Origin of the sequence: Prevotella sp. HMSC077E09 (assembly GCF_001814685.1) — a bacterium.
Taxonomy (GTDB): Bacteria; Bacteroidota; Bacteroidia; order Bacteroidales; family Bacteroidaceae; genus Prevotella; species Prevotella oris.
The window spans coordinates 1-13,644 of the sequence record NZ_KV817501.1; the positions used below are offsets into that span (position 1 = coordinate 1).

General features: G+C 46.7%; 10 protein-coding genes. 7 read left to right on the forward strand and 3 right to left on the reverse strand.

Annotated features, from left to right (window positions below):
* Nucleotides 1–436: 436 nt before the first annotated feature.
* Nucleotides 437–2,533, reverse strand: a complete 2,097-nt coding sequence (locus HMPREF2983_RS01710; protein WP_070666059.1) for a prolyl oligopeptidase family serine peptidase — start codon at nucleotides 2,531–2,533, stop codon at nucleotides 437–439.
* 174 nt (nucleotides 2,534–2,707) lie between these two features.
* On the opposite strand from HMPREF2983_RS01710, the gene HMPREF2983_RS01720 reads away from it, so the two are divergent.
* Together HMPREF2983_RS01720 and HMPREF2983_RS01725 are read left to right on the forward strand one after the other, a co-directional pair.
* Complete coding sequence (locus tag HMPREF2983_RS01720; RefSeq protein WP_004378235.1) at nucleotides 2,708–2,941, forward strand: YecH family metal-binding protein; 234 nt, start codon at nucleotides 2,708–2,710, stop codon at nucleotides 2,939–2,941.
* A gap of 22 nt (nucleotides 2,942–2,963) precedes the next feature.
* Nucleotides 2,964–4,442: a DUF438 domain-containing protein gene (locus HMPREF2983_RS01725; RefSeq protein ID WP_070666062.1), complete on the forward strand. Its 1,479-nt coding sequence runs from the start codon at nucleotides 2,964–2,966 to the stop codon at nucleotides 4,440–4,442.
* A gap of 222 nt (nucleotides 4,443–4,664) precedes the next feature.
* Here the strand turns inward: HMPREF2983_RS01725 and HMPREF2983_RS01730 are convergent, their stop codons facing one another.
* Both HMPREF2983_RS01730 and HMPREF2983_RS01735 read right to left on the reverse strand, forming a co-directional pair.
* Nucleotides 4,665–5,198 (reverse strand): C40 family peptidase, encoded by a 534-nt coding sequence (locus HMPREF2983_RS01730; RefSeq protein WP_004378237.1) that lies wholly within the window; start codon nucleotides 5,196–5,198, stop codon nucleotides 4,665–4,667.
* 217 nt (nucleotides 5,199–5,415) lie between these two features.
* Nucleotides 5,416–5,730 (reverse strand): hypothetical protein, encoded by a 315-nt coding sequence (locus HMPREF2983_RS01735; protein ID WP_070666065.1) that lies wholly within the window; start codon nucleotides 5,728–5,730, stop codon nucleotides 5,416–5,418.
* Between the two features lie 884 nt (nucleotides 5,731–6,614).
* Between HMPREF2983_RS01735 and ilvD the strand changes: the two genes are divergently transcribed.
* The 5 genes from ilvD (at nucleotide 6,615) to ilvC (ending at nucleotide 12,645) form a co-directional block, all read left to right on the forward strand.
* A complete protein-coding gene (gene ilvD / locus HMPREF2983_RS01740) occupies nucleotides 6,615–8,417 on the forward strand; it encodes a dihydroxy-acid dehydratase (RefSeq protein ID WP_070666116.1) in 1,803 nt (600 codons plus the stop codon).
* Nucleotides 8,418–8,453: 36 nt separating this feature from the next.
* On the forward strand, nucleotides 8,454–10,169 hold the full coding sequence (gene ilvB, locus HMPREF2983_RS01745) for a biosynthetic-type acetolactate synthase large subunit (RefSeq protein WP_070666068.1): 1,716 nt from the start codon (nucleotides 8,454–8,456) through the stop codon (nucleotides 10,167–10,169).
* Between the two features lie 20 nt (nucleotides 10,170–10,189).
* Nucleotides 10,190–10,747 carry an acetolactate synthase small subunit gene (gene ilvN / locus HMPREF2983_RS01750; RefSeq protein WP_004378273.1) on the forward strand — a complete coding sequence of 186 codons (558 nt, stop codon included), beginning with the start codon at nucleotides 10,190–10,192 and terminating at the stop codon, nucleotides 10,745–10,747.
* Nucleotides 10,731–11,498 (forward strand): acyl-[acyl-carrier-protein] thioesterase, encoded by a 768-nt coding sequence (locus HMPREF2983_RS01755; RefSeq protein ID WP_070666072.1) that lies wholly within the window; start codon nucleotides 10,731–10,733, stop codon nucleotides 11,496–11,498. Before ilvN ends, HMPREF2983_RS01755 begins: the two co-directional genes overlap by 17 nt.
* A 103-nt stretch (nucleotides 11,499–11,601) precedes the next feature.
* Nucleotides 11,602–12,645 carry a ketol-acid reductoisomerase gene (gene ilvC / locus HMPREF2983_RS01760; protein WP_070666075.1) on the forward strand — a complete coding sequence of 348 codons (1,044 nt, stop codon included), beginning with the start codon at nucleotides 11,602–11,604 and terminating at the stop codon, nucleotides 12,643–12,645.
* Nucleotides 12,646–13,644: the final 999 nt, after the last annotated feature.

Genomic DNA, 13,644 nt, shown 5'->3' on the forward strand with positions numbered 1-13,644 from the left:
GACTGTCGCATTTACTAATTTAAACTGCACTTCTTGGCGCCACCAAATAGAAATGAAAACGCAATTTCTGCACTTATGCGACGCCATTTCACAGCTTCGACGCCCTCATTTCTATCATCTTGCACTGCGTTTTGACGCTAATAGCATTGCTATCTGCGTCAAAACATGCGGTAATCTCATGCAAAATGCAAGGCGATTTGACGTAAATCGCATGGTTTTTCAGTGTTGTTTTTTCTTGCAATTTGCCTTTGTTCTCGTAACGTTTTGACTGTCAATGCGTTGCTGACTCGTAGAATGCGCTGCATATTTTGAACGAGGACAGCATGCTTTTTGAATTCGTCGAGCATTCAAGAGCAATTGTAAAGTTCTTTGAAAAGATTTAACCTATTTTCTGCTTCACTTGATTTTGGGTTTCCAAAGCAACCGCTTCGGGGATTTATTTGCCCATGTTGGCCAGAATGAAACTATAGATATCGGCCTGTTCTTCAATCTGTTTGCTCAAAGGTTTGCCTCCGCCGTGGCCCGCTTTCGAGTCGATGCGGATGAGCACGGGCGCCTTTCCGCCCTGGCATTCCTGCATGGTTGCCGCAAACTTGAAGCTATGTGCCGGCACAACGCGGTCGTCATGGTCGGCCGTGGTGATGAGCGTTGCGGGATAACTCACGCCTTTCTTCAGGTTGTGGAGCGGAGAATAGCCTCGCAAGTAGTTGAACATTTCCTTGCTGTCTGCCGATGTTCCATAGTCGGGAGCCCAGTTCCAACCAATCGTAAACCTGTGATATCGCAGCATGTCGAGCACGCCAACCTGGGGTATGCAGACTTGAAACAGGTCGGGACGTTGGGTTAAACAGGCTCCGACAAGCAGTCCGCCGTTGCTTCCTCCGACGATAGCGAGATGCTTTTTATCGGTATATTTGTTGGCAATGAGCCATTCGGCAGCAGCGATGAAGTCGTCGAACACATTCTGTTTCTGCATCTTTGTGCCTGCTTTGTGCCATGCTTCGCCATACTCGCTTCCGCCTCTTAGGTTCACTTGCACATAGATACCGCCCTGCTCCATGAATGGAATTCGCATGGAAGAGAAGTAGGGTGGCAACGCAACATTAAAGCCCCCGTAGCCATAGAGATATACAGGATTCTTGCCATTGAGCTTCAAATCTTTGCGGTAAGTGAGGAACATCGGCACGCGGGTTCCGTCTTTACTCGCATAAAACACCTGCTTGGTGACGAAGTCATTCGGCTTGAAATTCACCTTCGGTTGGCTGTAAACGCGACTCATTCTGCTGTCGGTGTCAAACTGATATACTGTGCCGGGAACGGTGAACGAACTGAAAGAGAAGAAGCATTCCGGTTCATTTCGCTCGCCCGAAAAACTCACACTGCCGACCGATGGCAGTTTTATTTCGCCTATATTACGGCCTTCAAGCGTGTAAAGATAACAATGAGAACTGGCGTCCTTACTGTAGTTCAGCACCATTTTCCCATGGGTGAAAGTGACGTCATCAAGCACATATTCTGCTTCGGGAACAAGCACTTTCCAATCCTTAATGCCTGGCTTGGCGAGGTTGGCCAGCATCAAACGGTTCTTCTGTGCCCCTGCGTTGGTGAAGATATAGATGCTGTCTCCCACGGTCTGTACAGGCGAATACTGAAGGTTCATGTCGTTGGTCATCTGCACGAACTGAGCGTCGGGCCGTCGCAAGTCGCGCACATAGAGGTTGTTTCCGCTGCCTTCTCCCGACTCCGTCAGATACATTACGGTTTCTTCTTTGTTGACCATTACGTCATAAAAACGCAGTGGAAATGCCGGATTTTGATAGAACAATTCATCCTCGCTCTGCGGAGTTCCGAGCTTGTGATAATAGATTTTATGCACTTCGTTCTTGCTTGTGAAGGCATGACCTGTGGGTGCATCGTAGGCACTGTAATAGAAACCGTCGCCTCTCCAGGCTGCATTGCTGAACTTTGCCCATTCGATATGGTCGGTCAGGTCTTGCCCTGTTTCGAGGTCTTTCACGTAGATTTCCTGCCAATCGCTCCCGTTTCGACTCACGATATAAGCCATATAACGGCCGTTATGAGAGAAACTGACCGACTTTAATGCCACAGTTCCGTCGCTGCTTAGTTTGTTGGGATCGAGCACTTCATGCAGTGTGCCGCCCAATTTATCCATTTTATAGAGCACACTTTGGTTCTGCAAGCCGTTGTTTTTGTAGACATACCACGTGCCATGTCGCTTGAACGGCGTGCTTACTTTTTCATAGTTGGCCACTTCCTTGAGGCGCTTCATGAGCTTCGGACGCTGTGGAAGCTGGTCAAGGTAATGTCGGGTCAATGCGTTTTCTGCCGTGACCCAACGCTCTGTTTCGGCACTGTTGTCGTCTTCAAGTGGGCGGTATGGGTCGGCAATCTGTGTGCCGAAATAGGTGTCAACGGTGTTGTCTTGAGGTGCTTTCGGATAGTGAAAGCTCTGTGCTATCATGCAGGATGCAGTCATAGTCAATGTTGAAGTCAATAGTAATCTGATGTTCATCTTAAAGCCATTTCATTTGATTTATTGTACGAAATTAGGCAATCTTTTGCATGATTTCGGGAATATAACGTTAAAAGAAGATAAAAATGAGGTCTTTTGTCACATTTGTTACTCTTCTTTGCACTGTCATATACCTATCTTTGCATACAGAAATTTAATTAAAAGTAAACAGATATGACACACGGACATGAAATACTCCACATGATGGAGGGAAAGAGTTTCGCCTCAAAGCAGGCGCTTGTTGATGCAATCATTGAACGCTTCGGCGCTGCAGAACGCTTCTGCACATGCTCTGTCGAGGGGCTTGATGCTGCAGAGATTGTCGACTTCTTAGATGATCGCGGCAAGTTTATGGAGACGCCGGATGGTGGCTTCACCGTCAATTTGGGTATGATGTGCAACCACTGAACCATAGGAAAGGAGTGATATTATGGGGAAGAAGATAGACTTATCTCGCACGGTTTACGACCTCACTACCCAGTATCCGGAGCTTATTGAGGTGCTTTCGGGGCTCGGATTAACCGATATAACGAAGAAGTTTCTACGCAATTCGGTAGGCAAACTGATAACTATTCCGAAGGGTGCAGGCATGCATGGCATCGAAATGAAAGCCGTTATCGATGCTTTGGAGCAGCAAGGTTTTGAGGTTGTTGGGGCAGGAAAGCCCGCGATGAGTACTGAAACACTACGCCCTGTGGCTGAAAACACGCGCACGGAGCAGTTGAAAGGCTACCTCAGACGACTTGGAACAGGAGAGAGTTTGGAGGCAGTCCGCAAGGATTTTGCCCATGAGTTCGGCGATGTAGAGGCTTCGGAGATCATGCAGGCAGAGCAGGAACTGCTGGCCGAAGGCACGCCCTTGCATGAAGTTCAGCAGCTTTGTGACATTCATTCTGCCTTGTTTCATGGGGCAACTCGTGAGGAACGCATGGCTAATGCCGAGCAGGAAGTGGCGGCATCTGTCAGCCGTCATGACGAAATTCATGCCATGGCGCAGGCCAATACCCAACGCGCTGTCGACCTGTCGCATATAGACGGGCATCCCATTCAGACTTTCTTGCGCGAGAACGAGGCTCTTGAAGCGTTGCTGAAGCAGGCATTTGAAGTGCTTGAAACACGTGGAGATATCACCGAATTACTATTGCGCATACGTGAACTTTCCATTCATTATGCGAAGAAAGGCGACTTGCTCTATCCGCATCTTAAAGTAAGATATGACATCAGTGGGCCGTCACAAGTGATGTGGACTATTGATGATGAGATACGCAACGAGCTTGGAATTCTGATACGAAAAGGCGAACATGACGAGCTTTGGTGGGGCAGAGTAGGGGCTGTTTTGAACCGTGCCAAGGAAATGATTTATAAGGAAAACAACATTCTTCTGCCCCTTTGTGCGGCCAACTTCACGGAAACGGAGTGGCAACAGATTTACCGTGACAGTAAGGATTATGCCGTCTGCCTCGGTGTTGAGCATCGCATCTGGTCGCAGGCAGAGTCAAAAGAAACCGTCAGAACACAGCACGAAGGCGAAATAGTCATGCCGGGAGGTCATCTCACTTTAAGTCAGTTGACGGCTATGCTCAATACACTTCCACTTGAAATCACCTTTGTAGATGCCGACAACTTCAATCGTTATTTCAACGAAGGGAGCAAGATATTCAAGCGTCCTTTAATGGCTATCGACCGTGAAGTCTTTAGTTGTCATCCGCCGAAAATAGAGCCGATGGTGCGCAGTATCATTGAGGATCTGCGTTCGGGAAAGCGCAGTCAGGTGCCGATGTGGGTGGAGAAATGTGGTCATCCCATGTATGTCAACTACATGGCTGTGCGAGATGACGAAGGAAACTACGTCGGAACGGTCGAAGTTGTGCAGGATATGGAGTTTGCAAAGAAGCACTTTCAACGGTAAAGAGCGTTTCTCTTAAGCTCTCTAAAGGGAGGGTAGACCGTGCAGAGTGAAGTTTTCCATGCTGCTTTTTGAAAGCACAGACGCCTTGAAATAAGGCATATCCTGTCGCTATAAAATAAGAAGGTGGATTGCCTACCCTTAAAATCGTAAGCAATCCACTTTTATTTTATTTCGTAAATCCTGTTTTCCTCTACTTGGGAAAAGCTGAGAAAAACTTGTGTTTTAACCCTCGAGAATTCTTCTTGCACCTCTATATCGGTGGGCATAATAGCCTTCTTCGCTGTTGCTTATGGTCACTCCATACTTGCAGCTGGAATGAATGAACTTGAAATTCCCGTCATCCCTGACCTCACATACAATGCCGACATGACCGATATTGTGTTTTCTTGAACCGAAAAACACGAGGTCTCCCACCTGAATTTCATCCTTATCAATAGATAATCCCTGTTTCCACTGGTCGCGACTTGACCGCCCAAGTGAGATGTTCATGCACTTATAGACATAGCTTGTGAACCCCGAACAGTCGAAACCCGATGGACTTGATGCGCCATAACGATAGGGAGTGCCGAGGAAGTCCTTGGCTCTGGTGATGAGATCAAAGCCTGAAACATTGAAGAGTGCCTCGAATTCACTGTGATCACAATAGTCTTCGATGCCTTCAGAAGCGTCTTCAGGCGTGATAGGGTTGCCCGCAACAGCGAACGAAAAGGAGGTAATCCATAGGATTGAAAGGGCGAATATCTTCTTAAAATACATTTGCTTGGTTTTAGGTATGACACAAAGTTATGAAAAAAATGCCACTCATGAAAATGTATGATTACATAAATTAACAGACTGTTCGCCCTCATCCGCAGCCATTAAAAACTTTTTAGAGGCTTTAACGGCTATCTCAAAAATTTCACATTTTTGCCTTTTTGTGCAATTTTTCGTTATATTTCGCCCTATAACCACTTATATATAATAAGGTGAAAAGTTATAAATAAGCCCACCAAGCAAAGGCTTTTCGGCGCTGAAGATAGTCAGTTTCATGCATGTGGGCATAGGCCTCGCGCTCAAAAGCAATGTTACTGTAGGCTCTGCCTCGCATCATGAGACGCGCCAACCACTCAATGACATACCAGAGATAGAAGCCGACAAACAAGGTTTCCTGCATCTGGCGGGTGTGTATGCGCTCATGAAGTATGAGGTCGGGAGTAAGCCGTGTCTCCGTCCTACACACTATAATGCCCATGAAGTTCATGGCTTCAAAGCCCTTGAAAGGCAGAAACCGATTGCGAATAATAATCATATTGCAGACAAAGTTAACGAAAATAAGGGAATGACCGGCCCTTAATTCCGTTTATTTTCAAGTCCACTGAAACTGTTTGTCACAAGGTGTTTTGTTCCGAAAGAATGTACTTTACCGCATGATTTCACGGTTAACGGGAAATAGGTTAAATCTTTTCAGCGAATTTTACAAATGCTCTTGAATGCTTGGTGTATTCAAAAAGTGCATTGTCTTCGTTCCAAATGTGTGCTGTTTCGAAGTAGTTTGTAACGTTTTGGCATTCATGAAGTTATGAAAGTCAAGGTAAAATGCGAGGTAAAATCACGCTGAAAAACTATGCGATTTGCGTCAAATCAGCTCGCAACTTGCGTCATTTTACCGCATAACTTGATGCAAATAGCAACGTGATTAGCGTCAGATGACAATGTAAAATGATTAAAATGGAGACACCAATGCCATAAAAAGGCTTCGCACTCACGCAAAAAACGCGTTTTTATTTCTATTTGGTTGAGCTTTGAAATGTTAAAAACGGGAAAGAAAGTTGACAATAACAGTCCATTGGAAAAATGAGATATACAGGGTGTCGTATATGTCCTTATGAGCTGTGTCAACACAAAACCATAGAAAAGAAAGAATTCTGTAAACCATGAAGTAAGTCATGTGATAATCTGACATTATTTTAACGGTTTTCCTTACAGATGCTTTCGATTATGAAAAGTTTATGAAACAATTCATTGTGTATTACGCTTTTTCTCACTATCTTTGCACAAAATATGCATGCATTCGGCAAATCTTGGTTGCTTTTCAGGCCTTTGTTTGCCCGTTTTTTGCATGGTATGAAGTTGTGGAACCTTTCGAAAAGCGTTTCATGTAAAGCGAGCAAAAAGAATAAAGAGAAGAAAACGATGAAGCATAAGTTAAGGAGTGCCGTCTGTACTGAAGGCAGGAGAATGGCCGGTGCCAGGGCCCTTTGGGTGGCAGCCGGTATGAAACACGAGCAAATGGGCAAGCCTATCATCGCCATTGTAAACAGTTTCACGCAGTTTGTGCCTGGACATACGCACTTACATGACATTGGTCAGATTGTAAAACACGAGATAGAACGACTTGGTTGCTATGCAGCGGAGTTCAATACGATTGCTGTTGACGACGGAATTGCCATGGGACACGACGGTATGCTCTATTCACTGCCTTCGCGGGACATTATTGCCGACTCCGTGGAATACATGGTCAATGCACACAAGGCGGATGCAATGATCTGTATTTCCAACTGCGACAAGGTGACGCCGGGCATGCTTATGGCGGCTATGCGACTGAATATTCCAACGGTTTTCTGTTCGGGTGGCCCCATGGAAGCAGGCAGGTGGCGCGGTGAGAATGCCGACTTGGTGACTGCAATGATTAAAGGTGCCGACCCATCTGTTACAGATGAGGAGATGACTGCACTTGAAAACTGTGCTTGTCCGGGTTGCGGCAGCTGCTCGGGCATGTTTACTGCCAACTCAATGAACTCGCTTACCGAGGCCATTGGATTAGCTTTGCCAGGCAATGGAACCGTTCTTGCCACGCATAAGAACCGCATTCAGCTCTTCAAAGATGCTGCAAAGCTGATTGTGAAGAATGCTTTGGCCTACTATGAAGCGGGCGATGAGCGTGTTTTGCCACGTAGCATTGCCACGCGTGATGCCTTTCTCAATGCCATGACTTTAGACATTGCCATGGGTGGAAGCACGAATACGGTGCTGCATCTGTTGGCTATAGCCCAGGAAGGAGAAGTGGAGTTCAGCATGAACGACATTGACAAACTGAGCCGACATGTGCCCTGTCTCTGCATGCTTGCCCCCAACACGCAGCGTTACAGCGTGCAGGAATGCAATCGGGCAGGCGGTATTCTCGGCATCATGAACGAGCTTCGCAAAGGCAAACTCATTCAAGGCAGTGTGCTTCGCGTAGACGGAATGACGCTCGATGAGGCCATGAAGAAATATGATATCACGCAGAACACGATAGATGCAGAGGCAGACCGCATCTATCACAGTGCTCCGGGACGTCGCTTTTCTACTGAAATGGGCAGTCAGGATGCGCGTTGGGAAAGTCTTGATACCGACAGAACGGCAGGTTGTATCCGCGACCTTGACCACGCATATACCAAGGATGGCGGGCTCGGTGTGCTCTTCGGGAACATTGCCAAGCATGGATGTGTGGTGAAAACTGCCGGAGTTGACCCTGCATTGTGGACTTTTTCAGGGCCTGCAGTGGTGTTCGACAGCCAGGAAGATGCCTGCAATGGCATTCTCAGTGGCAAGGTGAAGAAAGGCGATTGCGTAGTCATCACGCATGAAGGGCCTAAAGGTGGCCCCGGAATGCAGGAGATGTTATATCCTACTTCCTATATCAAGAGCATGCATATGGGCAAGGAATGCGCCTTGATTACTGACGGACGCTTCTCCGGAGGCACGTCGGGATTGAGCATCGGACATATCTCTCCGGAAGCTGCGGCAGGTGGAAATATTGGAAAGATTAAGGATGGTGACATCATCGAAATAGACATTCCAAACCGCAGTATCAATGTAAAACTCACGGATGAAGAACTTGATGCGCGCCCGCAACAGCCGTTGAAACGCCACAGAGTGGTGAGCAAAGCGCTGCGAGCCTATGCACAAAGTGTTACTTCGGCCGACAAGGGAGGTGTCCGCTTGATAGACTAAACCACATCATCCACCTTATTATATATAGACAACAGCATGACTAAAGAAGTTATTACGGGTTCAGAAGCACTGATGCGTGCACTGCGTGACGAGGGCGTTAAAACCATCTTCGGCTATCCCGGCGGTGCAATTATGCCGGTGTTTGATGCACTCTACGGCTATACGAGAGGAGAAAACAAGACATTTAACCACATCTTAGTGCGTCATGAGCAAGCAGCTGCACACGCAGCTGAGGGATTTGCGCGTGTGAGTGGACGCGTTGGAGTCTGCTTAGTGACGAGCGGACCGGGCGCGACCAACACATTAACCGGTGTGGCCGACGCCATGATGGATTCTACCCCGATTGTAGTCATTGCGGGACAAGTGGGTATTGGTGCCCTCGGTTCTGATGCTTTTCAGGAAGTTGACTTAGTAGGTGTGGCCCAACCTATTTGTAAATGGGCCTATCAGATACGCAGACCGGAAGACATTGCATGGGCAGTAAGCCGTGCTTTCTATATTGCGAAGTTGGGTCGTCCGGGGCCTGTTGTGCTTGATCTTCCCAAGAACACGCAGACAGATACCTGCGAGTGGCAGCCCGCAAAGACCACGAATGTCCGCTCTTATGACCCTTACCCCACGCTTGATACACAGGCAATTGAAGCCGCTGCACAGCTTATTAATGGGGCAAAGCGGCCATTTGCGCTCGTAGGTCAAGGCGTAGAACTCGGCAATGCGCATGAGGAACTGCTGGCATTCCTTGAGAAAGCCGATATTCCTGCAGGCAGAACGCTGCTCGGTTTGTCGGCCCTTGCATCCCATCATCCCTTGAATATGGGTATGTTGGGTATGCATGGAAGCTATGCAACGAATATGAAAACGCAGGAATGTGACGTGCTTATTGCCATTGGAATGCGTTTCAGTGACCGCGTAACCGGCACTCCCGAGACCTATGCTAAACAGGCCAAGGTGATTCATTTGGATATAGATGCATCGGAATTTGACAAGAACATCAAGACCGATGTGGCCGTTTTGGGCGATTGTAAGCAGAGTCTTCCAGCCATTACGAAGCTGTTACAGCCTGCAGAACACAAGGAATGGATTGCCTCTTTCAAGGATTATGCCGAGCAAGAACGCCTGCGTGTCATCGAGAAAGACATTCATCCGACCGATGGCCCACTGCTCATGGGCGAGGTTACGCATGTGGTTTCCGAGGCAACTCGAGGCGAAGCAGTTCTCGTAAACGATGTAGGACAGAACCAAATGATATCAAGTCGCTATTTCACTTTTAAGCAAAAGCGCTCCATTGTGACGAGCGGTGGCTTCGGAACTATGGGCTTTGGTCTTCCTGCGGCTATCGGAGCATGCTTCGGAGTGCCCCACCGCACGGTGTGTTGCTTTATGGGTGACGGTGGCATTCAAATGAGTATACAGGAGTTCGGCACGATTATGGAACATCAAGTTCCCGTGAAAATGATTCTTTTGAACAACACTTTCTTGGGCAATGTGCGTCAATGGCAGGACTTGATGTTCGGACATCGCCATTCATTTACAGACATGCTGAACCCTAATTATGCTGACATTGCACGCGGATATGGCATTCCCTATGATGTCGTTACCGACAGAAAAGACCTTAAAATGAAGGTAGAGAAGATGCTTTCCACGCCAGGACCTTACCTACTTGAATGTGCGATTAAGCCCGATGAAGACATTGTTCCCATGACATTACCGGGCAAAAGTGTCAACGAAATGCTGCTCGAACTGCACTATTAATCCTCATAAAGCCAAACAAGATGCAACAGGAAAAGAAACTATATACACTGCTTGTCTATTCGGAAAACGTCACAGGAATGCTCAGCCAGATATCCGCGGTGTTCACACGGAGGCAAGTAAACGTTGAAAGTATCAATGCTTCAGCCAGCAATCTGCCCAATATTCACAAATATACGATAACGGCCTGGAGCGACGAAGAGCAGATTATAAAGATTACGAAGGCCATAGAAAAGAAGATAGATGTCGTGAAAGCTGACTTCTACACTGATGAACAACTGTTCATTCACGAGGTAGCTATCTATAAAATTGCCACACCTGTGCTCATGAAGAACCCCGAGGTGTCGCGTACTATCCGTAAACATGACGCACGGATGTTAGAGGTTAACCCCACCTATACTACGGTTTTGCTGAACGGTTTGACAGAAGATATCATCAGCCTCTACAATCAACTCGATGCTTTTGGCTGCATTCTGCAATACACACGCAGTGGACGTATTGCCGTAACCCGCAGTTTCGATGAGCCTGTTTCAGTGTTTTTAAATCGTCAAGAAGAATTAAATCATGGAGAAACTGAGTAAAATCGGCAGTTATGAACTATTGGCCGAGCCTTTCCATTGCGACTTCTCGCATCATCTTTTCATGGGACATTTAGGCAATCATCTGCTGAATGCCGCCGATTTTCACTCCAATGACCGCGGTTACGGCATGACTTTTCTGAACCCAATCCACAGAACCTGGGTGCTCTCTCGCTTGGCCATAGAGATGAACGAAATGCCCGAGGCTTACGATCGCTTTACAGTTGACACTTGGGTTGATGCTGTCATGCGCTATTTCACCAGTCGAAATTTCCGCATTTCCAAAGGCAGTAAGACCATAGGATACGGCAGAAGCATCTGGGCAATGATAGATACCGACACCCGACAACCCGTTGATATACTCAATATTCGCAATGGACTTATCACCCAATATGTCGATACCGAGACGCCCTGTCCTATCGAAAAGAGCTCAAGAGTGAAGATGACCGAGACCGCAAGTCTTGTGCAGTCCATAGCCACCCACTATAGCGATGTCGACATGAATGGGCACATCAACAGCGTGAAATACATTGAACACGTGCTCAATCTGTGGCCACTCGAATGGTACAGACACCACTTCTTGAAACGTTTCGAGATAGCTTATGTGGCTGAAAGCCATTGCGGAGACATGCTGAATCTCTATCAGGAAGAGACCGGCGAAGGCGAGTTCTGTGTGCGGATAACCAAGAGAAGCAATGCTACCGCCGAAGAAACAGAAGTTGTAAGAAGCAAAGTTAAATTCATTAAAGAATGAAATTATATTTTGCAATTTCGTTCTAATATGTTACCTTTGCAGGCATAAAATATATTCATATAAACCGCGTTTCCCACTCATGGGACGCATATAAAAAGATATTATGGCAGAAATGAATTTCGGTGGCATTATAGAAACCGTTGTCACTAATAAGGAATTTTCCGTTGAGAAAGCTCGTGAAGTATTGAAAAACGAAACAATTGCCGTCATTGGTTATGGCATTCAAGGGCCTGGACAGGCTTGCAACCTGCGCGACAATGGCTTTAATGTCATCGTAGGTCAGCGCGAAGGAAAGACTTACGAAAAGGCGAAAGCCGACGGATGGGAGCCTGGAAAGACGCTGTTTTCTATCGAAGAAGCCATTCAGAAAGGCACTTTCATCTGCATGTTACTTTCAGATGCCGGGCAAATTGCCGTTTGGCCGAAGATCAAGGGCTATCTGACAAAAGGGAAAACGCTTTATTATTCACACGGATTTGTTATCAACTGGCAAGATCGCACGGGTGTAGTACCGCCTAACGACATTGATGTTGTCATGGTTGCCCCTAAGGGTTCGGGCACATCCCTGCGTACATTGTTCCGTGAGGGCCGTGGCATCAACTGCTCGTATGCCGTTCATCAGGACGCTTCGGGGCATGCAGAAGAGAAAGCACTCGCCATTGGTATCGGCATCGGTGCAGGCTATCTGTTCAAGACAACGTTTCAACGTGAGGCCACTTCTGACCTTACAGGCGAGCGCGGTTCACTCATGGGAGCCATGGAAGGACTGTTCGAAGCACAGTATGAAGTGCTCCGTGAGCATGGACATTCACCTTCAGAAGCCTTCAATGAAACGGTAGAAGAGATGACGCAAAGCCTCATGCCACTCTTCGGAGAGAAAGGAATGGACTGGATGTATGCCAATTGTTCGACCACAGCTCAACGCGGAGCACTCGATTGGGCGCCTCGTTTCAGAGAGGCTATCAAGCCGGTTATGGAGTGGTTATACCTCAGTGTGAAGACTGGAAACGAAGCCCAAATCTCAATAGATCGCAACTCTCAGCCCGATTATCGGGAGAAACTGAATGCCGAACTCGAAGAGATGCGCAATAAAGAAATATGGAGAGCAGGCGTAACTGTACGCAAACTGCGTCCTGAAAATAATTAATTTTTTCTCGTACATAATGTTGTAAGGGGGTGGTTTCCGTGAGGGAATTGCCCCTTTTTGTTACCTACCGCCGACCTTTCCCCAAGGGACAAGCCGGTTAATAAAGACCTACCCCCAACCCCTCCCCAAGGGAGGGGAGTCGTTATTGCAGTGTACTTACTCCTTAAAATGATTGCTGTTGCAGTAAAAATAATTATGAATTAAACCATTGTTCATTAGAATATAACTACTCATTCAACATTCCTCATTCCACATTCCAATAAAACACAACTCCACATTCAACACTCCTCATTCCACATTCCAATTATGAATTATGCATTGTGCATTATGAATTAAACTATAGTTGCGCTTGCCTTACTATCCATTTTCATCGTTGGCAAGAAATAGGTTAAATCTCTTCAAGAAACTTTACAATTGCTCTTGAATGCTTTAAGAATTCAAAAAGCACGTTGGCCTCGTTCAAAATACGCACCGTATTCTGCGAGTTTGCAATGTGTTGACAATCAGAACGTTACGAAAATAAAGGCAAATTATGAAGTGAAATCACGCTGAAAAACCATGCCATTTGCGTCAAATTACCCCATAACTTGCTTCATTTTACGATGCTATCTGATGCAGATAGCAACGTAATTAGCGTCAGATTACAGTGCAAGATGATAGAAGCAAGGGCACTGAAGCCATGAAATGGCTTCGCACAAGCATGGAAAGCGCATTTTCATTTCTATTTGGTGAACTCGAAAAGTGTTAAAAATGAGGAAGAAAATAAACAAAAACAAAGCCTCACCCCCAACCCCTTTGCTTTCCTCGTTGAGTTCACTCAACGAACAGCGACCGTTGGTTCTCCAAGGAGAAATGAGGATAGTAGAGCCTCTCCCCCAACCCCTCTCCGAAGAGAGAGGGGAGTAGTATGCTTTCTATTTCAATGGAATTAATGGTAAATATCTATTTTGTGGACTCCATTTCCCAGGCATTTTACTCCCCTCTCTCTTCGGAGAGGGG

What these genes read in the sequence shown, in the direction of transcription:
- HMPREF2983_RS01710 (WP_070666059.1), bottom strand. Translation starts at nt 2,533, where the DNA reads ATGAACATCAGATTACTATTGACTTCAACATTGACTATGACTGCATCC.
- HMPREF2983_RS01720 (WP_004378235.1), top strand. Translation starts at nt 2,708, where the DNA reads ATGACACACGGACATGAAATACTCCACATGATGGAGGGAAAGAGTTTC.
- HMPREF2983_RS01725 (WP_070666062.1), top strand. Translation starts at nt 2,964, where the DNA reads ATGGGGAAGAAGATAGACTTATCTCGCACGGTTTACGACCTCACTACC.
- HMPREF2983_RS01730 (WP_004378237.1), bottom strand. Translation starts at nt 5,198, where the DNA reads ATGTATTTTAAGAAGATATTCGCCCTTTCAATCCTATGGATTACCTCC.
- HMPREF2983_RS01735 (WP_070666065.1), bottom strand. Translation starts at nt 5,730, where the DNA reads ATGATTATTATTCGCAATCGGTTTCTGCCTTTCAAGGGCTTTGAAGCC.
- ilvD (WP_070666116.1), top strand. Translation starts at nt 6,615, where the DNA reads ATGAAGCATAAGTTAAGGAGTGCCGTCTGTACTGAAGGCAGGAGAATG.
- ilvB (WP_070666068.1), top strand. Translation starts at nt 8,454, where the DNA reads ATGACTAAAGAAGTTATTACGGGTTCAGAAGCACTGATGCGTGCACTG.
- ilvN (WP_004378273.1), top strand. Translation starts at nt 10,190, where the DNA reads ATGCAACAGGAAAAGAAACTATATACACTGCTTGTCTATTCGGAAAAC.
- HMPREF2983_RS01755 (WP_070666072.1), top strand. Translation starts at nt 10,731, where the DNA reads ATGGAGAAACTGAGTAAAATCGGCAGTTATGAACTATTGGCCGAGCCT.
- ilvC (WP_070666075.1), top strand. Translation starts at nt 11,602, where the DNA reads ATGGCAGAAATGAATTTCGGTGGCATTATAGAAACCGTTGTCACTAAT.